At 58.9% G+C, this 23,243-nt stretch carries 23 protein-coding genes; 11 read left to right on the forward strand and 12 right to left on the reverse strand.

All coding sequences use genetic code 11. The features are described from left to right. The first annotated feature begins 57 nt into the window (after window positions 1-57). The 3 genes from hemF (at window position 58) to aroE (ending at window position 2,505) form a co-directional block, all read left to right on the forward strand. Window positions 58-972, forward strand: coding sequence for an oxygen-dependent coproporphyrinogen oxidase (gene hemF, locus BM395_RS13325; RefSeq protein WP_090512558.1), 915 nt, complete (start codon window positions 58-60; stop codon window positions 970-972). An 11-nt stretch (window positions 973-983) separates the two neighbouring features. Next, a complete protein-coding gene (locus BM395_RS13330; protein WP_069900079.1) occupies window positions 984-1,586 on the forward strand; it encodes a transglycosylase SLT domain-containing protein in 603 nt (200 codons plus the stop codon). A gap of 100 nt (window positions 1,587-1,686) precedes the next feature. Beyond that, window positions 1,687-2,505 carry a shikimate dehydrogenase gene (gene aroE, locus BM395_RS13335; RefSeq protein WP_090512562.1) on the forward strand — a complete coding sequence of 273 codons (819 nt, stop codon included), beginning with the start codon at window positions 1,687-1,689 and terminating at the stop codon, window positions 2,503-2,505. A 74-nt stretch (window positions 2,506-2,579) separates the two neighbouring features. Here aroE and BM395_RS13340 read toward each other — a convergent pair whose 3' ends face one another. Further along, window positions 2,580-4,148: a SulP family inorganic anion transporter gene (locus BM395_RS13340; protein ID WP_090512565.1), complete on the reverse strand. Its 1,569-nt coding sequence runs from the start codon at window positions 4,146-4,148 to the stop codon at window positions 2,580-2,582. A gap of 293 nt (window positions 4,149-4,441) precedes the next feature. Here BM395_RS13340 and pbpG point away from each other — a divergent pair, with 293 nt between their 5' ends. From pbpG to BM395_RS13355, 3 genes are all read left to right on the forward strand, one after another. Continuing rightward, window positions 4,442-5,356 (forward strand): D-alanyl-D-alanine endopeptidase, encoded by a 915-nt coding sequence (pbpG, locus tag BM395_RS13345; protein ID WP_069900082.1) that lies wholly within the window; start codon window positions 4,442-4,444, stop codon window positions 5,354-5,356. Between the two features lie 175 nt (window positions 5,357-5,531). Continuing rightward, the gene (locus BM395_RS13350; protein ID WP_090512568.1) at window positions 5,532-6,365 is read left to right on the forward strand and encodes a PaaX family transcriptional regulator C-terminal domain-containing protein; all 834 of its coding nucleotides are present in this window, start codon (window positions 5,532-5,534) and stop codon (window positions 6,363-6,365) included. 26 nt (window positions 6,366-6,391) lie between these two features. Continuing rightward, the gene (locus BM395_RS13355; protein ID WP_090512570.1) at window positions 6,392-7,375 is read left to right on the forward strand and encodes a fatty acid desaturase family protein; all 984 of its coding nucleotides are present in this window, start codon (window positions 6,392-6,394) and stop codon (window positions 7,373-7,375) included. Window positions 7,376-7,448: 73 nt separating this feature from the next. Here the strand turns inward: BM395_RS13355 and trpA are convergent, their stop codons facing one another. Then, window positions 7,449-8,258 (reverse strand): tryptophan synthase subunit alpha, encoded by an 810-nt coding sequence (gene trpA, locus BM395_RS13360; protein ID WP_069900085.1) that lies wholly within the window; start codon window positions 8,256-8,258, stop codon window positions 7,449-7,451. Continuing rightward, window positions 8,255-9,478, reverse strand: a complete 1,224-nt coding sequence (gene trpB / locus BM395_RS13365) for a tryptophan synthase subunit beta (protein ID WP_090512573.1) — start codon at window positions 9,476-9,478, stop codon at window positions 8,255-8,257. Before trpB ends, trpA begins: the two co-directional genes overlap by 4 nt. Window positions 9,479-9,613: 135 nt before the next feature. Here trpB and BM395_RS13370 point away from each other — a divergent pair, with 135 nt between their 5' ends. Beyond that, window positions 9,614-10,504: a LysR family transcriptional regulator gene (locus BM395_RS13370; protein ID WP_090512575.1), complete on the forward strand. Its 891-nt coding sequence runs from the start codon at window positions 9,614-9,616 to the stop codon at window positions 10,502-10,504. Window positions 10,505-10,588: 84 nt separating this feature from the next. Next, window positions 10,589-10,804 (forward strand): dodecin, encoded by a 216-nt coding sequence (locus BM395_RS13375; protein ID WP_090512578.1) that lies wholly within the window; start codon window positions 10,589-10,591, stop codon window positions 10,802-10,804. 551 nt (window positions 10,805-11,355) lie between these two features. On the opposite strand, the gene BM395_RS13380 is transcribed toward BM395_RS13375, so the two are convergent. Further along, the gene (locus tag BM395_RS13380) at window positions 11,356-11,781 is read right to left on the reverse strand and encodes a VOC family protein (protein ID WP_090512581.1); all 426 of its coding nucleotides are present in this window, start codon (window positions 11,779-11,781) and stop codon (window positions 11,356-11,358) included. A gap of 111 nt (window positions 11,782-11,892) precedes the next feature. Between BM395_RS13380 and BM395_RS13385 the strand changes: the two genes are divergently transcribed. Further along, a complete protein-coding gene (locus tag BM395_RS13385; RefSeq protein WP_090512583.1) occupies window positions 11,893-12,762 on the forward strand; it encodes a LysR family transcriptional regulator in 870 nt (289 codons plus the stop codon). A gap of 37 nt (window positions 12,763-12,799) precedes the next feature. On the opposite strand, the gene BM395_RS13390 is transcribed toward BM395_RS13385, so the two are convergent. The 6 genes from BM395_RS13390 to zur form a co-directional block, all read right to left on the reverse strand. Beyond that, window positions 12,800-13,579 (reverse strand): MetQ/NlpA family ABC transporter substrate-binding protein, encoded by a 780-nt coding sequence (locus BM395_RS13390; RefSeq protein WP_090512587.1) that lies wholly within the window; start codon window positions 13,577-13,579, stop codon window positions 12,800-12,802. 97 nt (window positions 13,580-13,676) lie between these two features. Further along, the gene (locus BM395_RS13395) at window positions 13,677-14,342 is read right to left on the reverse strand and encodes a methionine ABC transporter permease (protein ID WP_069900920.1); all 666 of its coding nucleotides are present in this window, start codon (window positions 14,340-14,342) and stop codon (window positions 13,677-13,679) included. Further along, complete coding sequence (locus BM395_RS13400; RefSeq protein ID WP_069900918.1) at window positions 14,342-15,349, reverse strand: methionine ABC transporter ATP-binding protein; 1,008 nt, start codon at window positions 15,347-15,349, stop codon at window positions 14,342-14,344. Before BM395_RS13400 ends, BM395_RS13395 begins: the two co-directional genes overlap by 1 nt. A gap of 227 nt (window positions 15,350-15,576) precedes the next feature. Further along, window positions 15,577-16,368, reverse strand: coding sequence for a zinc ABC transporter permease subunit ZnuB (gene znuB / locus BM395_RS13405; RefSeq protein ID WP_069900916.1), 792 nt, complete (start codon window positions 16,366-16,368; stop codon window positions 15,577-15,579). After that, window positions 16,361-17,134, reverse strand: a complete 774-nt coding sequence (gene znuC / locus BM395_RS13410; protein WP_090512590.1) for a zinc ABC transporter ATP-binding protein ZnuC — start codon at window positions 17,132-17,134, stop codon at window positions 16,361-16,363. The genes znuB and znuC overlap by 8 nt, the downstream gene beginning before the upstream one ends. Then, on the reverse strand, window positions 17,131-17,616 hold the full coding sequence (gene zur, locus BM395_RS13415) for a zinc uptake transcriptional repressor Zur (protein ID WP_069900912.1): 486 nt from the start codon (window positions 17,614-17,616) through the stop codon (window positions 17,131-17,133). The genes znuC and zur overlap by 4 nt, the downstream gene beginning before the upstream one ends. 29 nt (window positions 17,617-17,645) lie before the next feature. On the opposite strand from zur, the gene znuA reads away from it, so the two are divergent. Further along, window positions 17,646-18,641 carry a zinc ABC transporter substrate-binding protein ZnuA gene (znuA, locus tag BM395_RS13420; RefSeq protein ID WP_090512592.1) on the forward strand — a complete coding sequence of 332 codons (996 nt, stop codon included), beginning with the start codon at window positions 17,646-17,648 and terminating at the stop codon, window positions 18,639-18,641. A 66-nt stretch (window positions 18,642-18,707) separates the two neighbouring features. Here znuA and BM395_RS13425 read toward each other — a convergent pair whose 3' ends face one another. Continuing rightward, complete coding sequence (locus BM395_RS13425) at window positions 18,708-19,658, reverse strand: homoserine kinase (protein ID WP_069900910.1); 951 nt, start codon at window positions 19,656-19,658, stop codon at window positions 18,708-18,710. A 12-nt stretch (window positions 19,659-19,670) separates the two neighbouring features. Next, a complete protein-coding gene (locus tag BM395_RS13430; RefSeq protein WP_069900908.1) occupies window positions 19,671-19,955 on the reverse strand; it encodes a DUF2782 domain-containing protein in 285 nt (94 codons plus the stop codon). A gap of 201 nt (window positions 19,956-20,156) precedes the next feature. Between BM395_RS13430 and polA the strand changes: the two genes are divergently transcribed. Further along, a complete protein-coding gene (gene polA, locus BM395_RS13435) occupies window positions 20,157-23,009 on the forward strand; it encodes a DNA polymerase I (protein ID WP_090512595.1) in 2,853 nt (950 codons plus the stop codon). The last annotated feature ends 234 nt before the right edge of the window (window positions 23,010-23,243 follow it).

The following is a 23,243-nucleotide window of genomic DNA, read 5'->3' on the forward strand; positions in this document are numbered from 1 at the left end:
CAGATTTCGCCTGTCAGCTTGTATGCTGTCAGGCACGACCCGTTTTAAGGTGCCGCTATGAGTGATCGTTCCCAAGCCGTGAAGGCTTACCTGCTCGACCTGCAAGACCGAATTTGCGCTGCTCTGGAAGCCGAAGATGGCGCCGCGCAGTTCTTCGAAGACGCCTGGGAGCGCCCGGCAGGTGGCGGCGGTCGTACGCGTGTCATGGAAAACGGCGGCCTGATTGAAAAAGGCGGGGTCAACTTCTCTCACGTATTCGGTACCGGCTTGCCGCCGTCTGCCAGCGCCCATCGCCCAGAGCTGGCCGGTCGCGGATTCGAGGCAATGGGTGTGTCGTTGGTGATTCACCCGACCAACCCACACATCCCGACTTCGCACGCCAACGTGCGCTTTTTCATTGCCGAAAAAGAAGGCGAAGAAGCTGTGTGGTGGTTCGGCGGTGGATTCGACCTGACTCCCTACTATGCCAATGAAGAAGACTGCGCCCACTGGCATCGCGTAGCAAAAGCGGCGTGCGATCCCTTCGGCGCTGATGTGTATCCGCGCTACAAAGAGTGGTGCGACCGTTATTTCCACATCAAGCATCGCAACGAGCCGCGTGGCATTGGCGGTTTGTTCTTCGACGACCTCAACGAGTGGGACTTCGACACCAGCTTCGCCTTCCTGCGCGCCATCGGTGACGCTTATCTAGAAGCCTACTTGCCGATTGTGCAGCGCCGCAAAGCGTTGCCATACACTGAGCACCAACGCGAATTTCAGGCTTACCGGCGCGGACGTTACGTCGAGTTCAACCTGGTTTACGACCGCGGCACCCTGTTTGGCTTGCAGTCTGGCGGGCGCACCGAATCGATCCTCATGTCCCTGCCGCCGCACGTGCGTTGGGGCTATGACTGGAAGGCCGAACCGGGCAGTGAAGAGGCTCGTCTCACCGAGTACTTCCTGACCGACCGCGACTGGCTGGCAGCAGATTGAGTTTGCAGCCAATGGCTCGTTTGCTGATCCTGCTCAGCGCGTTGGCAGTCCTTGCGGGCTGCTCAACGGCGCCGCCCCGCGATCAAACCAACCTGTGCAATATCTATCGCCAGTATCCGGACTGGTATGAAGATTCGCTCGACATGGAAAAAGCCTACGGCACGCCGATGAATGTGGCGATGGCGATCATGAAGCAGGAGAGCAGCTACGTCAGTGACGCGTTGCCGCCGCGTGATTACCTGCTGTGGATAATTCCGTGGGGCCGGGTCAGCTCGGCCTACGGTTATGCACAGGCGCAAGATCCGGTGTGGGGCGAATACAAAGACCAGACCGGTAACGGCGGCTCGCGAGACAACTTCGACGACGCGATCATGTTTATCGGCTGGTACACCGACGGCACCCAGCGCCAGCTCGGGGTTTCCAAATGGGACGCCTACAAACAATACCTCGCGTATCACGAGGGGCGTGGTGGGTTTAGTCGCGGTTCGCACAACGCCAAGCCCTGGCTGTTGCAGGTCGCACGCAAGGTTGAAACGCAGGCCAAAAATTATGGCTGGCAACTCAAGCAATGCCGCGAAGAGCTGGAAGACAACCGCAGCTGGTGGCCGTTCTAGCCGCGTTAGGTCGATCGCAACGGTGATTTTTCGCAGGCCATGCGGTGGTACTTTGGCTATGATGGCGCCATCGTTTTCAGCTTGATCAAGGATTTCGCTCATGGACCGCTACGGCGTCTTCGGCAACCCCATTGGCCACAGCAAGTCGCCATTGATCCATAAAATGTTCGCCGAACAGACCGGCCAGCAGCTCACTTATGAGGCGCTATTGGCGCCGCTGGATGGCTTTGCCGAATTTGCCAAAACCTTCTTTGCAGAAGGCAAAGGCGCCAACGTCACGGTGCCGTTCAAGGAGCAGGCGTATCAGTTGGCCGACAGCCTCACTGCACGCGCCGAACGTGCGGGTGCGGTAAATACCTTGATGCGCACAGACGACGGCAGCCTGCTCGGTGACAACACCGACGGCGCCGGGCTGGTGCGTGATCTGCAGGAAAACGCCGGTTTCTCTTTGCGCGATAAACGCATCCTGCTGCTGGGTGCAGGCGGCGCGGTGCGCGGTGTGCTCGAGCCGATTTTGCAGCAGCAACCCGCCTCGCTGGTTATCGCCAATCGCACAGTCGCCAAAGCCGAGCTGCTGGCGCAGTTGTTCGCCGATATGGGCCCGGTGGTGGCCAGCGGCTTTGACTGGATCGACGCCCCGGTCGATCTGATCATCAACGGTACCTCGGCAAGCCTTGCCGGCGAGCTGCCGCCAATTGCGCCCGGTCTGATCAAACCGGGCCACACCCTGTGCTACGACATGATGTACAGCAAGGAGCCCACCGCGTTCAATCGCTGGGCTGGTGAGCACGGTGCAGCGCGTACGCTGGATGGCCTGGGCATGTTGGCCGAGCAGGCGGCAGAGGCGTTCTATCTGTGGCGCGGTGTGCGCCCGGATACTGCGCCGGTGTTAGCCGAATTGCGCCGGTTGTTGGGCTGAGAGCTGGCCTTGCAAACCGCCGCCGTTAGTTAGCGGCCTTAGACTGGGTGGCGGCACCGACGCTGCCCCAGAGATCAATCCTCAAACACAATCGGGCACGCTTCGGCGCCTTCAAGCTTCTGGATCTCGTCGATCACCTGTTGCCGTGCGCGGCGCATCACCAATTGGCGTTTCAGGCTGCCAAGGCGGCGAGCTTCCTGATGGAGCATTTCGACGCCAGCGTAATCAATAAAGTTAACGTGATGGGCATCGATGATGACCCGCTCACCCTGGCTGCGCTGAAGAATCTGCTGCACGTAATGGCACGCGCCAAAGAAGATCGAGCCCTCAATGCGCAGCAGCGCTTCTTCATCTTCCTGCCAGAAGCGTACGCGTGGCTGCGAGGTGCGCTTGAGGTAGAAGAACAGCGATGCCAGAACCCCGGCATAAATCGCCGTTTGCAGCTCCATCAGCAAGGTTGCGCCGAGCGTTAGCAGCATCACCAGAAACTCTGAGCGACTCACCCGGTAGAGCGATTTGACGCCGGCAAAGTCGAGCAAGCCCCAGCAGATAATCAAGATGCCAGCGGCCATGCTGGGCAACGGAATATGCTCGATCAGCTGGGTGCCGAACAGTGCAAACAGCGCGACCAGAATTGCTGAAAACACCCCGGCCAATGGAGTTTTTGCCCCTGCTTGCAGGTTCAGCGCCGAGCGGGTGAATGAGCCGGCAGAGGCGTAGGCCGAAAACCACGGCCCGACCATGTTGGAAAAACCCTGCGCGCGAACCTCCTGGTTGGCATCGAGAAACTGCCGCGATTTGGTCGCCAGCGAACGGGCAATCGACAAGCTTGTAACCAGCCCCAACATGCCGCAGGCAATTGCTGCGGGCAGCAGGCGGGTGATGTCATTCAGGTTGAAGTCGAGAATATGCACTGGCGGCAGGCTGCCCTCAAACGCTGCTACCAGCCCGACATGAGCAAATTGCTTGGGCATAAACAGCACCAGCAGGCTGCCGGCCAAAAGACCGATAAGAAGCGCTGGCCAGCGCGGCAACAGCAGCTTTATCAACACGCTGATCACCAGCGTAAAGCCTGCCACGGCAAAGGTTGGCCAGTCGATTTCGCTCAGGTGCTGACCCAGGTTAAGTACTGTCGCCAGCGCTGTTGGCTGGCTGGCGATTTCAATTCCGAGCAGGTTGGGCAGTTGGCCCAAGGCAATCACCAGCGCTGCACCCAGGGTAAAGCCCAGCACCACCGAATGCGAAACGAAGTTGACCAGTGCGCCGAAGCGCAGCAAACCGAGCAGCCATTGAAAGATTCCGGCCATGAAACTCAGCAGCAAAATCAGGCCGATGTACGTCTCACTGCCCGGCGGCGCCATAGGACTAACGCTGGTAAACAAAACGATGGAAAGCGCCGCTGTGGGCCCGCAAATCAGGTGCCAGGATGAGCCCCAAAGCGCCGCGATAATCACCGGCACAATCGCCGCGTACAACCCATACTCGGCGGGCAGCCCAGCGATCAACGCATAGGCAATAGATTGCGGCAGCGCCAGAATCGCACCCGTCAGCCCGACCAATGCATCGTTGCTCAGCTTCTTGCGGTTAACCGAGGGCAGCCAGCGCAGAAACGGCAATAAAGACTGACGGGTAGGTAATCGCATCAGGGTTGGTTGTCTGCCTGGTTGGTTGTGTGAGCCATGATGGCGCGTTAGCGGGCCTGAGTGAAGGGCCGTATTTGCACAGTACAGCGTTTGTGGATAACTTTAATGCAGCCACACTGGCGCTTAAACAGTGTGTTTGGTTGCGCAGGTATTCTAAGAGTAGTCGTAACACCAGACGAAAGGTAGGAACACAGTTGTGGCAGGGGGCTCCAAAGCTGCTGGGCTTATTCCGTATACTGCGCGCTCTGGATCGATGGTTCAGACCCACCCCACTTAACCTAGTGAATCTCCACGTGAAAATTCGTCAGACGTTAGTCAGCTTGCTGCTGGTTTGCAGCAGTGTTGTAGTTGCAACGCACGCCAACGCCACCAGCAAGGCGCCGGCGCGACAGGAATTGGCGGCAGGCAGCGCCCTGCTGGTCGACCTGAAAACCAATGAAGTGCTGTATTCGAGCAACCCCAATATGGTGTTGCCGATTGCCTCGGTCACCAAGTTGATGACTGCTCTGGTCACCTTGGATGCCAAGCTGCCGATGGATGAGATGCTCGACATCAACATCGCCGATACCAAGGAAATGCGTGGGGTTTATTCGCGGGTTCGGGTGGGCAGTGAAGTCAGCCGCCGGACCATGCTGCTGCTGGCGCTGATGTCGTCTGAAAACCGTGCGGCGGCCAGTCTGGCGCACCATTATCCGGGCGGTCAGGTGGCCTTTATCGCGGCCATGAATGCCAAGGCGCGTGCGCTCGGCATGAGCCATACACACTATGTTGAGCCTACGGGTTTGTCGCCGCATAACGTCTCGACGGCGACGGATCTGGTCAAGCTGCTCAAGGCCACTGAGAAGTACCCGATGCTCAGCGAATTGAGCACCAGCGACGACAAGACCGTGGCATTTCGCAAACCTAATTACACCCTGGGTTTTCGTAACACCAACGGCCTGGTGCGCAAGGACAACTGGAGCGTGCAACTGACCAAAACCGGCTTCACCAATGAAGCCGGGCATTGTCTGGTTATGCGTACCGTGATGAAAAATCGTCCGGTGGCGTTCGTGGTGCTTGATGCCTTTGGCAAATACACCCACATGGCCGACGCCAACCGTCTGAAGAAGTGGATGGAAACGGGCGCGATTACCCCAGTGCCAGCGGCTGCAATCAGCTATCGCCAACAGAAGCAGGCGCAGCGTCAGTTGCAGGCGCAAGTCGAGTAACGCGCTAACGCGAACCGAAGAGCCGCTGCCAGAGCAATCAGGCAGCGGCTTTTTTGTGTCTGCGGGTTTTGCAATTGGCGGCGTCTCGCTCAGGCGCGTCTTGAAATATTACATAATCTTAAATATAAGGATAAATAATGTAATTAAAAGTAAGAATAAGGCGCACTCAGCCGCGATGAAAAACACCGCCAAAAGCATGATTCTCGATCTACTGGTTGCCGCTGGCGACAAGCCTTTGCTGGCGCGTGAGGCGGTGGCGGCGTGTGCCCTGTTTGGGATCAGCGAAAACAGCGTGCGGGTTGCTCTGGCGCGTCTTTCCGCTGAGTCGCTGATCAAAGGCGCCGGGCGCGGCAGCTACAAGTTGGGGCCAAATGCTTTGCAGTTGTCGGCAGAGCTGGCGGCCTGGCAGCAGGCTGAACAGCGTATGCGGCCATGGGCGGGTGATTACTTGCTGGTATACGCCGCAGCCTTGGGCCGCACCGACCGCACCGCGTTGCGCCAGCGTGAGCGTGCCTTGCAGATGCTCGGCTTTTGCGAACTGCAGAAAGGCCTGTATATCCGTCCCAATAACATCGAAGACGACATTGCTGCGGTCCGTCAGCGGCTTCTGGCGCTGGGGCTGGAGCCCCAGGCGCTGGTGTTCACCGGCAATGGTTTCACTGACGAAGAACTGGCGCGCATTCGCATACTTTGGGACGGCGCAGCCCTGACTCAGCGTTACCAGCAACTGACCCACCAGCTCAATGAGTGGCTTGCCAGTGCCGTTGATCTTGAGCCAGAGGTTCGTGCGCGCGAGGTCTTTGTGTTGGGCAGCGCGGCAATTCGTCAGGTGCTCTTCGACCCGCTGCTGCCCGAGCCTTTTGTCGACGCGCAGGTGCGCCACGCGTTTGTCGAATGTGCCCAGAACTTTGTCGCCGAGGGTCGGCGCATCTGGTTGGAGCTGTTTGCCAATGGCTTGTCGCCTGTCCCTGTCGAGCCTGCTTGCAGCACTCAACACCCATTGCATTGATGGATTAACACTCCCGGAAAAACCTGATGAACGAAAAAATAAAAATAACCGAGATATTCAGCCGCGACGAAATCAAGCAACTCACTGCTCGCTCGGATGCCTATGGTGCGTGGGCGGTAGGCTCGACCTGGGCTGTGATCGGGCTGACGTTTGCGCTGCTGGCTTATGCCCAAAGTCATCTGCCGTTGTGGGCGTTCATTGCAGCGTTGGTCGTCGGCCTGGCGGTGATCGCTGGCCGTCAGTTGTGCCTGGCGATTCTTCAGCACGACGCCGCGCATGGCACCTTGTTCAAGAGCAAGTGGGGCAATGATGTTCTCAGCGATTGGTTATGCGCGCGGCCAGTGTGGAATGAGTTGCACAAGTATCGTCCGTACCATCTGGTGCACCACGCCAAAACCTCGACCGAAGATGATCCCGACCTGAGTCTGGTCGCCGGTTTTCCCACCACCCGGCGCTCGCTGCTGCGCAAGCTCGCCCGCGACACCTTTGGCATCACCGGCTTCAAGTTTGTGCTCGGACGGGTGCTGATGGACGCCGAAGTTATCAAGTGGACGGTGGCCAACGATGTTCAGCCGCTGCCGCAGGACGGGCGCAAATGGTGGAGTTATCCACAAGCCTTTTTGCGCAATGCGGTAGGCATGTTGATAACCAATGGCATTTTGTTTGCCGCGTTGGCAGCCACAGGCAATGCCTGGCTATATGGCGTTTGGGTGGTGGCGTATATCACCCCGTTCCCGCTGTTTATCCGCATCCGCTCGATGGCCGAGCACGCGTGTCTGGGCAGCAGCCGCAACACCTTGCGCAACACTCGTACGACTCGCGCAGGCTTTGTGGCGCGCGCGTTTGTGGCGCCGATTCGGGTGAATTATCACATCGAGCATCATCTGATGGCGTCGGTGCCCTACTTCCGTCTGCCGCAGATGCATCAGATGCTGCTTGAGCGCGGCCATGTGCCGACGCCACCGAGTTACTTCGATGTGCTGCGGCTGGTCAGCAGCCGGGCGCTCTAGCTTTTAGGTTGGAGTAGATATGAAAAAGCCGCTGCCTGATCGGGCAGCGGCTTTTGCTTAGCGCAGTTGTTGCTTAGCGGCGGGCGCTGCGAACGCCTTCAGCGAGTTCACTGCACAGTTGCAGTACACCGTTAACAGCGTCTTCGCTGTTGTCAGCTTTCTCGATCTGGTCGATCAGTGCCGAACCCACCACAACACCGTCAGCCAGTCGTGCAATCGTTGCGGCGTGCTCTGGCGTGCGGATGCCGAAACCGATGCTGATCGGCAGATCAGTGTGGCGACGCAAGCGCGCAACGGCGGCTTCTACGTGTTCCAGCGTGGCCGAGCCTGCACCGGTAACACCGGCAACGGAGACGTAGTAAACGAAGCCGGAGCTGCCGTTAAGCACTTTCGGCAGACGCTTGTCGTCGGTGGTCGGAGTGGTCAGGCGGATGAAGTCGATGCCCGCCGCTTGCGCCGGATCACACAGGTCGACGTTATGCTCTGGCGGCAGATCGACCACGATCAGGCCATCAACACCGGCTTCCTTGGCTTCGGCGATAAAGTTATCCACACCGAATTTATGAATCGGGTTGAAGTAACCCATCAGCACCAGCGGCGTGCTTTGGTCATCTTTGCGGAACTCGCGGACCATTTGCAGGGTTTTGCGCAGATCCTGTTTGGCGGCCAGCGCGCGGATGTTGGCCAGCTGAATCGCCGGGCCATCAGCCATTGGGTCGGTGAACGGCATGCCCAGTTCGATCACATCGGCACCGGCTTTCGGCAGGCCCTTGAGGATCGCCAGCGAGGCGTCATAGCCGGGGTCGCCAGCGGTCACGAAGGTCACCAGTGCAGCGCGGTTCTGTTGTTTCAACTCGGCAAAGCGGGTTTGCAGGCGGCTCATGCAGTTTTCTCCTGCTGGTTTACGGTCTCTGCCATGTGGTGCATGACGGTTTGCATGTCTTTGTCGCCACGGCCGGACAGGTTGACCACCATCAGGTGATCCTTGGGCAGGCTTGGCGCACGCTTGAATACTTCAGCCAGTGCGTGGGCGCTTTCCAGTGCCGGGATAATGCCTTCGAGGCGGCAGCAGCTGTGGAAGGCTTCCAACGCTTCGTCGTCTGTTACCGAGGTGTACTGAACGCGGCCGATATCATGCAACCAGGCGTGTTCAGGGCCGATGCCGGGGTAATCGAGGCCGGCGGAAATCGAGTGGGCGTCGATGATCTGACCATCGTCATCCTGGAGCAAAAAGGTGCGATTGCCGTGCAAAACGCCGGGAACACCGCCGTTCAGGCTGGCCGCGTGCTTGCCAGTTTCAATGCCGTAACCGGCTGCTTCGACGCCGATAATCTCGACAGAGTTGTCGTCGAGGAACGGGTGGAACAAGCCCATGGCGTTGGAGCCGCCACCGATGCAAGCAACCAGGCTGTCGGGCAGACGGCCTTCCTGATCCTGCAACTGGTCACGGGTTTCCTTGCCGATAACGGCCTGGAAATCACGCACCATTGCCGGATACGGGTGTGGGCCAGCCACTGTGCCAATCAGGTAGAAGGTGCTGTCGACGTTGGTCACCCAGTCGCGCAGCGCTTCGTTCATGGCATCTTTCAAGGTGCCGGTGCCGGCGGTTACCGGAATCACGGTAGCGCCCAGCAGCTTCATACGGAATACGTTGGCCTGCTGACGGTCGATGTCAGTGGTGCCCATGTAAATCACACAATCCAGGCCAAAACGTGCGGCAACGGTGGCGGTTGCAACGCCGTGCATGCCCGCGCCAGTCTCGGCGATGATGCGTTTTTTACCCATGCGCCGGGCCAGCAAAATCTGGCCGATGCAGTTGTTAATCTTGTGCGCGCCGGTGTGGTTGAGTTCTTCGCGCTTGAGGTAAATCTTCGCCCCGCCGCAGTGTTCGGTCAGGCGCTCGGCGAAGTACAGTGGGCTCGGGCGACCCACATAATCGCGCTGGAAGTAGGCCAGTTCTTTGGCGAACTCGGGGTCCTGCTTGGCCTTCTCGTATTCGTCTGCCAGATCGTGGATCAATGGCATCAGGGTTTCGGCGACATACTGGCCGCCAAACGAGCCGAACAGGCCTGTGGCGTCTGGGCCGCTGCGAAATGAAGTCATGGTGTTCTCCTGAAGCTGGAACTGTGGGTCTGCCAAGGCGCACCGGGGCGATTTGGGACAATGAGCACAGGATAATGCTGTGGCGGATCGGACAAAAGCGATAAGATTGACTCGACCTGTTAGGAAAACTCACATATGAGTCGCGAGCTTCCCCCTCTTAATGCCCTCCGCGCGTTTGAAGCTGCCGCCCGGCTGAGCAACCTGAGCTTGGCCGCTGACGAGCTGCATGTCACTCACGGTGCAGTGAGCCGGCAGGTTCGTGCACTTGAAGAGCATTTGGGGCTGGCCTTGTTCGTCAAGGATGGGCGCGGCCTTAAACTCACAGATGCAGGCGTGCGTTTGCGCGATACCAGCAGTGAGGTTTTCGCTCGTTTGCGCAGTGTCTGCGCGGAGCTGCAGCAAGGTCAGGCCAACGCCCCTTTCGTGTTGGCTTGTCCCGGTAGTTTGCTGGCCCGCTGGTTTATCCCGCGCCTCGACCGGCTGAATCGCGAGTTGCCGGAGCTGCGCCTGCAATTATCTGCCAGCGAAGGCGAGCTTGATCCACGGCGCAGTGGCGTCGATGCCACTTTGTGGTTCGCCGAGCCGCCGTGGCCAGCCGACATGCAGGTGTTTGAACTGGCAACCGAATGCATCGGTCCGGTGATGAGCCCGCGTTATTCGCGCTACCCACAATTGCATGGCGCGCCAGCGGCAAGCCTGCTGGGTGAGCCGTTGTTGCATACCATCTCGCGTCCGCAGGCATGGCCAAGTTGGGCGCATAGCAATGCGCTGAATCCTGCCGATCTGCAATTGGGCCAAGGCTTTGAGCATCTGTATTACTTGCTGGAAGCGGCGGCGGCCGGGTTGGGTGTGGCTATCGCACCGCAACAACTTGTGGCTGATGATTTGGCCGCGGGGCGTTTGGTGGCGCCTTGGGGTTTTGTCGAAACCCCGGCGCGGCTGGCGCTGTGGGTGCCTTCGCGATTGCTCGACAAGCGTGCGCAGTTGTTGGCGCAGTGGCTGCGCAATGAGTTGCAGCCGTCCTGATAGAACTTTAGGCCGGCTGACCCTGTCGACTATTGTGAAGACAGCAACGTGTTGCGTTTTTAAACAACAGTCAGGGAGAAACTCATGTCAGATCATCACACTTATAAAGTCGTGGAAGTGGTTGGAACATCGAAAGTTGGCACCGATGACGCTATTAACAATGCGATTGCCGAGTGCGCGAAATCAATTCGCCATCTCGATTGGTTTGAGGTGGTGAACACCCGCGGGCACATTGAAGGCGGCAAGGTTGCGCATTTTCAGGTGACCCTAAAAGTCGGCTTTCGCTTAAGCGACAGCTAAGCCCGTTAGCCCGGCTTACGGCCGAATCGCCCCAAAACTTGTGTCGTACATGGAGGATGGATAAACCGTAGGTTAATCCGTCATGGCGGCCATCGGCCGCCGCGTTGCGGTCTGTGGTCGGATGGTTGATGGCCCAGCGTGGGTTATGTTGCGGGGCGTGAATCGCTCGATGGATAGCCACCTTCGGTGGCTATCCATCCTCCGTCATGTGTATGGCTTGCGATCGTGTCGCCACAAAATTCATATCGTACATCGGCCGCCGCGTTGCGATTTGTGGTCGGATGATTGATGGCCCGGCGTGGGTTATGTTGCGGGGCGTGAATCGCTCGACGGATTGCCACCTTCGGTGGCTATCCATCCTCCATTATGTGTACGGCTTGCGACCGTGTCGCCACAAAATTCATGTCGTACATCGGCTGCCGCGTTGCGATTTATGGTCGGACGTTTGATGGCCCGGCGTGGGTTGTGTTGCGGGGCATAAATCGTATGACGGATTGCCACCTTTGGTGGCTATCCATCCTCCGCATCGTCCGGTTAAACCTAAACCTTCCTTATTTGGCAAACATCTGCGAGATGTCTTTGAACGCCTTGAATTCGAGGGCGTTTCCGCATGGGTCAAACAAGAACATTGTGGCCTGCTCGCCCACTTGCCCTTTGAACCGTACATACGGCTCGATCACGAAGCGGGTTTTCAATGACTGCAGGCGCTCAGCCAACGCTTCCCAATCTTCCCACGCCAGCACCACGCCGAAGTGCGGCACCGGCACATCGTGGCCGTCTACGGCGTTGCTGTGGGCTTCGGCTTGATGAGGCATTTGTGGCGCCTGGTGAATTACCAATTGGTGGCCGAAGAAATCAAAGTCGACCCAATGATCACTGCTGCGGCCTTCGTCGCAACCAAATACCTGGCCGTAAAAGTGCCGTGCGGCGGCGAGGTCGTGGACGGGAATAGCCAAATGGAAAGGCGCGAGTGCCATTGTTTGAATCCTCGGATGATCAGCGGTTAACTGATTCTATTAGCTATAAAATTGATTAAAAGCGAATATTCTTGCTACCAAGCACAAATAAAATTGATCAATGAGACTGCCATGCTGCGCGAGCTGAAAACCTTTGTGATGGTCGTCCGTCACGGCACATTTGCGGCCGCCGGGCGCCATGTCGGGCTTACTCAGTCGGCTGTCAGTGCGCAAATGCGCACGCTGGAGCAAACCCTCGGTGTGCGCTTGTTTGATCGCAGCGGGCGTACCGCGCAGCTCAATGCTGCTGGTCGGCATGCGCTGCCTTTGGCCGAGCAAATGCTCGCGCTGGCGGCGCAAATGGCCCTCCCCGGCTCGCTGGCCGAATGGCAAGGTGAACTGAAGATCGGCGCCATCGCGACCGTGCAAACCAGTTGGCTGCCCGAGGCGCTGCCGCGCTTTAAGGCGTTGGCGCCCAAGGTTGAGCTGCAACTGGTGCCCGGCGTTTCTTTGCAGTTGCTGAGCCAGATAGACGCCGGTGAGCTGGATCTGGCACTGATGATCAAACCGCCCTTCGCGCTGCCCAAGGAGCTTGAGGTCATCAGCCTGGCGCATGAGCGCTTTGTGTTGATCGCCCCGCAGGATGTCGCGGGCGATGATCCATTGCAGTTACTCGCCCGCGAGCCTTTTGTGCGTTACGACCGGCGCTCGTTTGGTGGCCGGTTAGTGAGCGATTTCTTGCGCGAGCAGCGAATTGAAGTACAGGAGGCGCTGGAGCTGGATGAGCTGGAAGCTATTGTGCGTATGGTTGAATGCGGGCTTGGCGTTTCGCTTATTCCCTATGCCGGGCTCTGGCTGCAACGCCCAACGCAACTGCGGGTTATCGAGTTGGGCGCTTTGGGTTTTCAGCGTGAACTGGTCGCCGTCATGCGTCGCGCCCAGCGTCAGCCTGCCGTGGAGTGCTTGCTTGGCTGTTTAACGGGCAAAACAAAGCCCGCATGAAGCGGGCTTGTCGGGTAAAGCAATTAGCGCTGAATGATCAGAACGCCGGAACCACTGCGCCCTGGTACTTCTCAAGGATGAATGCCTTGGTTTCAGGGCTGGTCAACGCTTTGGCCAGCTTCTGCATGGCGGCGCTGTCTTTGTTGTCCGGGCGGGCAACCAGCACGTTGACGTATGGCGACTCGCTGCCTTCGATTACCAGTGCATCCTTGGTCGGGTTCAGCTTGGCTTCGAGTGCGTAGTTGGTGTTGATCAGGGCCAGATCGACTTGAGTCAGAACGCGCGCCAGAGTGGCGGCTTCCAGTTCACGTACTTTGATCTTCTTCGGATTCTCGACGATGTCTTTCGGGGTCGCAGTGATGTTGCTGCTGTCCTTGAGCTTGATCACGCCGGCTTTTTGCAGCAGCAGCAGCGCGCGGCCACCGTTGGTTGCATCGTTCGGAATCACCACGTTGGCGCCTTGCGGCAGGTCAGCGAGGTCTTTGATGGTGCTGGAGTAAGCGCCGAACGGTTCTACGTGAACGCCAACAACGCTGACCAGATCAGCGCCACGGCTCTTGTTGAACTCGTCGAGGTACGGCTGGTGCTGGAAGAAGTTGGCGTCGATGCGCTTCTCGGCAACCTGAATGTTCGGTTGTACGTAGTCGGTGAAAACCTTCACTTGCAGGTCGACGCCTTCTTTGGCCAGCGTCGGCTTAACGAATTCGAGGATTTCGGCGTGCGGCACAGCAGTGGCTGCAACGGTCAGGGTTTCGGCTTGTGCGGCAACAGCGGTGAAGGCTGCAGCGGCAGCAAAAGCGGTCAGCAGTTTTTTCATGTTCAACTCCTTGTGGGATGGGTTGGCGGGTGGCGCTGCCCAGCTGTTTAGCCTGGATCAGCGCCACCACTGCGGCTGTTGGCCGCTTGTTAGAATTTCATTTACGCGAGAAGTGGATCACCAGCTTGTCGCCGACGGTTTGCAGCACCTGCACCAGAATCAGCAGTAGCACCACGGTGACGATCATTACGTCCGGCTGATAGCGCTGATAACCGTAGCGCACAGCCAGGTCGCCCAAACCGCCGCCGCCAATCAGGCCGGACATTGCGGTGTACGAAACCAGGGTGATGGCGGTAACGGTGATGGCGGCAAAAATCCCCGGCAGCGCTTCCGGCAGCAAGGCATTGATTACGATCTGGCGCGTGGTTGCGCCCATCGCCTGCGTGGCTTCGATGATGCCGCGATCAACTTCGCGCAGCGCGGTCTCAACCAGGCGTGCGAAGAATGGCGTGGCGCCCACTACCAGCGGTGGAATCGCGCCGGCAACGCCCAGCGAGGTGCCGGTGACCATTACGGTGAGCGGGATCATCAAGATCAGCAGGATCACGAATGGCACCGAGCGCAACACGTTAACCAGCAGCGATAGGAAGCCGTAAAAGGCTTTCTGTTCGAACATCTGCCGTGGGCTGGTGAGGAACAGCAGCACGCCCAGTGGCAAGCCGAGCACGATGGTAAACAGCAGCGAGCCGCCGAGCATGCTCAGCGTGTCGAGGGTGGCCTGCCAGATTTCCAGCCAGTCGACGTTAGGGAACAGACTGGTCATTAGCGCAGTACCTCCAGGTGAACATCTGCCGCTTTGAAACGCTCCAGTGCGGCCGCCAGATCACCGCCGGTGAGGGCCAGCGTCAGTTGGCCGTACGGGGTGTCTTTGATGCGATCAATGCGCCCCGCGAGAATGCTGTAGTCCACGCCGGTTTCGCGGGCAACGGTGCCCAGCAGCGGCGCATACGTGGCCTCGCCCTGGAATGTCAGGCGCAGAATGCAGCCCTGAACATGGGCAAAATCATCGCGCTGCTCGTTTTCGTCAATCTGCTCCGATTCCTGCACAAAGCGCTTGGTAGTCGGGTGTTGCGGGTGCAGGAACACATCGGCAACCGCGCCCTGCTCGACCACAATGCCGGCGTCCATCACTGCCACGCGGTCACACACACGGCGGATAACATCCATCTCGTGGGTAATCAGCACGATAGTCAGGTTCAGTTCGCGGTTGATCTCGGCCAGCAACTGCAAGACCGACGCTGTGGTCTGTGGATCAAGGGCGCTGGTCGCTTCGTCGCAGAGCAGGATTTTCGGGCGGGTAGCCAGCGCACGGGCGATGCCGACACGCTGCTTCTGGCCGCCGGAGAGCTGCGCCGGATACTTATCAGCGTGCTCGGTAAGGCCAACGCGATCCAGCAGTTCGCTGACGCGCTGGGCAATCTGGCTGCTCGACATTTCGCCGGCCAGTTGCAGGGGCATGGCGACGTTATTGGCGACGGTTTTCGACGACAGCAGGTTGAAGTGCTGGAAGATCATGCCGACTTGCTGGCGGAAGCGCCGCAAACCGTTGGCGTCGAGTGCGGTGACATCTTCACCGTCGATATCGATACGTCCGCCAGACGGCTCTTCAAGGCGGTTAATCAGGCGCATGAGGGTACTTTTCCCCGCGCCGGAATGGCCGATGATGCCGAACACCTGGCCGCGATCAATGTGCAGATCCGTTGGCTGTAACGCCGGAATCTCTTCGCCATTGACGCGATAGGCCTTATGAACCTGTTGAAAATTGATCACGCTTAAAACCTTTTGGGTTTGTCGAGCTGCCGGATAGGCACAAAAGCCGCTTAGTTTAACCGGCGCTGGTTAGGTCGCAAAAATCTTTGTAGACCTATGGTTATAGCTGGATTGCATTAAAAATGTGACTGACTGGCGCAGATTACTGCCTGCGATGATCAGCATAGACCTCAGATCACGCTGCCTGCAGCAGATTGCCTCGGCGCGCGACCTTTTGCCGTGTTGGTTTAACGGCCATTGCGCCGGGGCAACGCGAAGCTGAGCAAGAACAGCCCGGCGGCGCACACCACAATGGATGGCCCGGCCGGTGTGTCTTTGAACCACGACAGGCTGAGCCCGCCGCACACCGCGACAATCCCCAGCAGGCTGGCGCCAAAGGCCATTTGCTCGGGTGTTCTGGCGTGGCGCTGGGCCGCGGCAGCCGGAATGATCAGCAGCGAGGTGATCAGCAATACGCCGACAATTTTCATTGCCACGGCAATCACCACGGCAATCAACAGCATCAGGCTCAGGCGAATAGCCGCGACGGGCAGGCCTTCAACTTTGGCCAGTTCCTCGTGCACGGTGATGGCCAGCAATGGCCGCCACAAGATTGCCAGCAGAATCAGCACAATCGCGCTGCCGCCGAGTATCCAGGCGAGGTCGGTGGGGCCGACGGCGAGCAGATCGCCAAACAGGTAGGCCATCAAGTCTATGCGCACATCGCGCATGAAGCTCAGCACCACCAGACCCAGCGACAAGGTGCTGTGCGCGAGAATTCCCAGCAGCGTGTCGGAGGCCAGCGGCTGCCGGCTTTGCAGGGTGACCAGCAAGGCGGCCAGCAACAGGCAGCCAACGGTAACGGCGAAGGTCGGGCTCACGTCCAGCATCAGGCCCAGCGCCACGCCGAGCAACGCGGCGTGTGAGAGCGTGTCGCCAAAATAGGCCATGCGCCGCCACACCACGAACGAGCCCAGTGGGCCGGCAACTACTGCAAGCGCGAGACCTGCGAGCAAGGCGTTCACAAGAAAATCAGCCATGCTTGCAATCCGGCCCGTGTACATGAGGTGAGTTGGTGACTACAGCGCCGTGCAGATCATGCGCGTGGTCGTGATGGTGGTGATAAATCGCCAGGCTGCGGGCATCCTGACCAAACAGTTCGACGAACGCCGGATCACCGCTGACCTGCGCCGGGTGGCCGGAGCAGCAGACGTGGCGATTGAGGCAGACCACCTGATCGGTGGTACTCATGACCAGATGCAGGTCGTGGGACACCATCAGCACGCCGCAATTGTGGCGGTCGCGCAGTTTGGTAATCAGCCGGTAAAGTTCGGCCTGACCGGCAACATCAACGCCTTGTACCGGCTCGTCGAGTACCAGCAATTCGGGTTTGCGCAGCAGGGCGCGGGCCAGCAGCACGCGCTGCAACTCGCCGCCCGAAACCGTCTGCAGCGGGCTCTCCAGAACGTGTTCGGCGCCCACTTCACTGAGTGCAGCCAGTGCGCTGGCGCGATCGACCCCTGGCACCAAGCGCAGGAACCGCAGCACATTGAGCGGCAGTGTGGCGTCTACGTGCAGCTTTTGCGGCATGTAGCCCACGCGCAATTTGGGTTTGCGCCACACCTCGCCACTGTCGGCTTTGAGCAGGCCCAATACCGCGCGTACCAAGGTGGTTTTACCGGCGCCGTTGGGGCCGATAAGCGTGACGATTTCGCCGCGCTTAACGCTCAGCTGAACATTTTGCAGCACCGGTTGGTCGGCAAAGTTGACGGTAATGCCGTCCAGGCGAATCAGAGCCTCGCTCATGCCGACTCCTGGCAGCCAGCACACAGTCCAACCACTTCGACGGTCTGGCTTTCGACGGTGAAGCCGACGGTCTGGGCGCACTGGATAATCGCGTCGCTGATGGCGGCCTGCTCAAGTTCGATGGCGGCGTGGCACGTCCGGCAGATCAGGAACTGGCCCTGATGCGCAAGCTCCGGCTGGTTGCAGCCGACAAAGGCGTTGAGCGAGGCAATGCGGTGCACGAGGCCGTTTTCAAGAAGAAAATCCAGCGCCCGGTAAACTGTCGGCGGCGCGGCGCGGCGACCGTCTTCTTCGCTCAGCACCGCGAGAATGTCGTAAGCGCCCAACGGCTTGTGGCTCTGCCAGACCAGTTCAAGCACGCGCTTGCGCAGCGTGGTCAGGCGCAAACCCTGACGCGCACAAATGCTTTCTGCTTCTGCCAGCGCGTGGCTGACGCAGTGCGAGTGGTCGTGAGGCCTTGAGGCGAGCGGTGTCTGAGTCATGAGCGGCGACGTTTTGCAAAAGAGACGTTATGATATTACATCTTCTCTCCAATTGGGTGTTTCCTGTGCTGCGTATTTTTGCCGCTGGCGCGTTATCTCTGGCGACTCTACTGGGCAGTGCGCTGGCACGCGCTGATGTGCAGTTGCTGACCAGTATCAAACCTCTCCAGTTAATTGCTGCTGCGGTGCAGGACGGCGTCGGCACGCCTGACGTTTTGCTGCCGCCCGGCGCTACGCCGCATCAGTACGCGTTGCGGCCCTCGGATATTCGCCGGGTCGGCAATGCCGATCTGTTTTATTGGGTCGGCCCTGAGCTTGAGACCTTCTTGCCGCGCGTACTGGCCGATCGCAAATTACCCAGCGTTGCGGTGAAAGACTTGCCGGGTATGCAGTTGCGCTATTTTGGCGAAGGTGAAGAGGCAGCGCATGCGCACGAAGACGAACATGCCCACGCGCATGAGCACGAGCACGAGCACGAGCATCACGACCATGATCATCGTCCCGGCAGCCTTGATGCTCATCTGTGGTTATTACCGGCCAACGCTGAGGTGATTGCAGCGCGCATGGCGGCTGATCTGACGGCGCTGGACCCGGCCAATGGCGATAAATATGCCGCGAATCTGCAGGCCTTTAAGGCTTCGGTCGAAGCGTTGGATGTGACCCTGCGCGGCCAGATCGAGCCGATCAAGCACGCGCCCTACTTCGTGTTCCATGAAGGCTACGACTATTTCGAGGCTGCATACGGGATTAAGCATGCCGGCGTGTTCAGCGCGTTGAGCGAAGTTCAGCCGGGCGCACGACACGTCGCCGCCATGCGCAAGCAACTTGAGCAGGCGGGACCGACGTGCGTGTTTACCGAGCCGCCGCTGCGCCCTCGCCTTGCCGACACCCTGACTGAAGGTTTGCCGGTCAAGGTGATGGAACTGGACCCGATGGGTAACGGTTTGGCAGCTAATGCGCAGGGCTATACGACCTTGCTCGCCAATCTGGGCAAGAATCTCAGCGGTTGCCTTGGCGGCTTGTGAGTGCAGCGCCCGATCAGTGCTGCCACGGCTTGCGCAGCACTGATCGAGCAGCTTCAGGCGTGCGGTTTAAAGCGCCATTGGCAGCGGCAAGTGCACTTGCTGGCGCTGCTCCAGACGGTGCAAGAACTCTGCAGGGTCGTGAATCAGCACTTCCTGTCCGGCATGCGACTCGGCGGCAATGAAGCGTGACAGCCAGAAACGCAGGCAGGCCACGCGCAGCATCGCTGGCCACAACTCGGCTTCGCGGGGGGTGAATGAGCGCTGCGCTGCATAAGCCGCCAGCAATGCCCGGGCACGCGGCGCATTGAGCTGGCCGTCGGCATCGGAGCACCAGTCGTTCAGGGTGATCGCCAAGTCATACAGCATCGGCCCCGAGCAGGCGTTGTAGAAGTCGATAACGCCGGTCAGGTGATTGCCGTCGAACAGCACATTGTCGCGGAACAGATCGGCGTGCAAGTTGGCGCGCGGCAGATCAAGAATGCTCGGTTTCAGCTCGGCGATCTCAGCCAGTGCCGCCTGTACCATCGGCTGTTGGCTGTCGGGCAGGTTCAACGCCAGCCCCGGCCCTTCGAGCAGCATCCAGTCGAGACCGCGGTCACTCTTGCGCTCTATAATCGCGTCACGGGTTGCCAGGTGAATGCGTGCGAGCAGCGCACCCACTTCCTGACAGTGATGCGCATTGGCGTCGCGCACATGCTTGCCGCTCAAGCGCGGCTGCAGCAGCGCAGGTTTTTCGCAGAGGCGCCGCAAGGCATCGCCACTTTCAGTGCGCAGTGCATATGGCACCGGCAGGCCTGCGTTATGCAGCACATCAAGAAGTTCGATAAAGAACGGCAAGTCATCACTTGGGCCGCGCTCGATCAGGGTCAGGACAAACTCGCCCTGCTCCATGCTGATAAAGAAGTTGCTGTTCTCACTGCCAGCGGCAATGCCCTGGAAGTCGCGCAGCTGCCCCAGCCGATAAGGTTCAAGGAACGTCTCAAGCTCGGGGCGTTGCACAGGGGTAAAAACCGACATGTCAGGCGTGCCTTACCATTCGAAAATTTTCCATGCCGGGATCAGCATGTCCGGGTCATCTGAACGGACGAAATTGCCATCGCTGCCGTCAGAACGCACGAGGAAATAGGGTGGGCCGTTCTTCGGGGTGATTTTGATCGCATAGAGAAAACCGTTTACCCGATATTCGGAAACGGTACGGTCACCTTCCTGGCGAATGGTGACATCCGGCTCGCCCGACACCGGTTCTTCGGCGTGAGCTGAGAGTGCGGCAGTGGCGAGTAAACCAGCAAGCAAAAGGCGATTTATTGTGCGCATGGTAACCTTGCTCTTTTGTCGTCAACGATAAGGCTATTCTAACAGGCTATTGGCAAACTACTGAGGGCCAGACGCGCTTAATGCGCAGGTACATGAGGGCAAATTCATGACCTGTAGCAATTTAGCGGGTGATTGTCCGCCTCAGTTGTCTGCCGCGCCCTGTTGGTGAATCTGCCTCCGTCGCAAAGGTTGAATCTGCTCATGAGCCAAACCCCTCTCGTACTGGTCGACGGTTCCTCGTACCTGTACCGCGCCTTCCATGCCCTGCCCCCGATGACCACCTCGAAAGGTGTGCCTACTGGCGCGGTCAAGGGCGTGTTGAACATGCTCAAAAGTTTGCGCAAGCAATACCCGGACAGCCCCTTTGCGGTGATTTTCGACGCCAAGGGCGGCACCTTCCGTGATGAGATGTTCGCCGAATACAAAGCCAATCGCCCGTCCATGCCGGATGATCTGCGCGTGCAGGTCGAGCCGTTGCATGCCAGCGTCAAGGCGCTGGGCTTTCCGCTGTTGTGCGTTGAAGGCGTCGAGGCCGATGACGTTATCGGTACCCTCGCCCGCAAAGCTGCTGCCGAAGGCCGTGATGTGGTGATCTCCACCGGCGACAAGGACATGGCGCAGCTGGTGTGCGAGCACGTAACGCTGGTCAACACCATGACCGGCAGCGTGTATGACATTGCCGGGGTTATCGAGAAGTTTGGCGTCGGCCCGGAATTGATCATCGATTATCTGGCGCTGATGGGCGACAAGGTCGACAACATTCCAGGCGTGCCCGGAGTCGGTGAAAAAACCGCACTGGGTTTGTTGGTGGGTGTTGGCGGCGGCCTCGATGTGATCTACGCCAATCTCGACAAGGTTCCGAGTTTGCCAATTCGCGGCGCCAAGACCCTGCCCGCCAAGCTCGAAGAACACCGCGACATGGCGTATTTGTCTTACAAGCTGGCGACGATCAAACTCGATGTTGAGCTGAGCATCGAAATAGACGATCTGCATCCCGGTGAAGAAGACTTGCCGGCGCTGGCCGAGCTTTACGCCACGCTTGAGTTCAAAAGCTGGCTGGATGCCGTGCAGCGTAAGAACAAAGCACCGGCAGCCAAGGCCGCACCTGCGGACTCGGTCGTGGACCTGTTCTCCGATGCGCCCGCCACTGCACCGCTGACAGGTGTTGCTTATGAGCAGTCTGCGCCGGCTGAGACCGTTGCTGCAGACGCCGATGTAACCACTGATGCAGCGCCTGCGGGCGACTATCAGATTATTCTTGAGCAGGCCGACTTCGACCGTTGGCTGGAAAAGCTTAATAAAGCCGACCTCATCGCCTTTGACACCGAAACCACCAGCGTCGATGCTCAGCAGGCGCAGCTGGTGGGCCTGTCGTTTGCGGTTAAAGCCGGTGAAGCGGCTTACATTCCGGTGGCGCACTCGTACATGGGCGTGCCGACTCAACTCGACCGCGATGCAGTGCTCAAGGCCCTCAAGCCGATTCTTGAAGACCCGAAAAAAGCCAAGGTCGGTCAGAACGCCAAATATGACATCAACATTCTGGCCAACGCCTCAACGCCGATCAGCGTGCAAGGCGTGGCATTCGACACCATGCTCGAATCCTACGTGCTCGACTCCACCGCGACCCGTCACGACATGGACAGCCTGGCGCTGAAATACCTCGGCCACAGCAATATCCGTTTCGAAGACATCGCCGGCAAAGGCGCTAAACAGCTGACATTTGATCAGATCTCCCTCGAACAAGCCGGCCCGTATGCCGCGGAAGATGCCGACGTAACCCTGCGCCTGCACAACACGCTGTGGCAAAAGCTTGAGGCTGTGCCGAGCGTGGTCAAGGTGTTGCAGGAAATCGAAATTCCGCTGGTGCCGGTGCTAGCGCGTATTGAGCGTCAGGGCGCGTATGTCGATGCCAAGCTGCTTGGCGAACAGAGTCAGGAGTTGGGCGAGAAGCTGGTGGCGCTTGAGCGTGAGGCGTTCGCGATTGCCGGCGAGGAGTTCAATCTGGCCTCACCCAAGCAATTGGGGGTGATTCTGTACGAAAAGCTGGGTTATCCCATTATCAGCAAGACCGCCAAGGGCCAGGCTTCCACGGCCGAAGCGGTACTTGCCGAGCTGGCTGAGCAGGATTACGAGCTGCCGAAAGTGCTGATGCAATACCGCAGCCTGAGCAAGCTTAAAAGCACCTACACCGACCGTTTGCCGGAGCAGATCAACCCGCGCACAGGGCGCATCCACACCAGCTACCATCAGGCTGTGGCGGCGACCGGGCGCTTGTCGTCATCTGACCCGAACCTGCAGAACATTCCGATTCGCAGCGCCGAAGGCCGGCGTATTCGTCAGGCTTTCGTCGCGCCCAAGGGCTACAAGCTATTGGCGGCCGACTATTCGCAAATCGAACTGCGAATCATGGCCCATCTCGCGCAGGACGCGGGCCTGCTCGACGCCTTCCGCCACGACCTCGACGTGCACCGCGCAACGGCAGCCGAGGTATTCGGGGTTGAGCTTGATCAGGTCAGCACGGATCAGCGCCGCAGCGCCAAGGCGATCAACTTCGGCCTGATTTACGGCATGAGTGCGTTTGGCCTGGCGAAACAGATCGGCGTGGACCGTAAACAGTCGCAAGCCTATATCGACCGTTATTTCGCGCGTTATCCGGGTGTGTTGGCCTACATGGAGCGCACGCGTGAGCAGGCGGGTGAGCAAGGTTATGTCGAAACCCTGTTTGGCCGTCGCCTGTACCTGCCGGAAATCAACGCCAAGAACGGCGCTCTGCGCAAAGGCGCCGAGCGCACCGCGATCAATGCGCCGATGCAGGGCACGGCGGCAGATATCATCAAGCGGGCAATGATTGCTGTGGATAACTGGCTCGTCGAGTCCGGGCTTGATGCGCGGGTTATCCTGCAGGTTCACGATGAGTTGGTGCTTGAAGTGCGCGAAGATCTGGTCGAACAGGTCACCGAGCAGATCAAGCAGAAAATGGCGGCTGCCGCTGAGCTGGATGTGCCTTTATTGGTCGAGGTTGGCGTGGGCAACAACTGGGACGAGGCGCACTGATACGCCCTAGATAGAGCGGTCGGAAGATTTTATTCGACCGCGTGTGCAACATAAGCCATTGAATTATTAAGGTTATTTATTTAATCGCAAAACGTTTTGAAAAATCCCTGAACTTTGTCTGAACACGCACAGTCAGAGATTGTGAACGGCCTATAAAGCCCTTCATTGCTCCTTTGTTGTGTTAAGTGTTGGCAGACATCTGGACCCCGCCCTAGCGGTTCAGACCTTAAACCC

This window comes from Pseudomonas marincola (assembly GCF_900116605.1).
GTDB classification, from domain to species: domain Bacteria; phylum Pseudomonadota; class Gammaproteobacteria; order Pseudomonadales; family Pseudomonadaceae; genus Aquipseudomonas; species Aquipseudomonas marincola.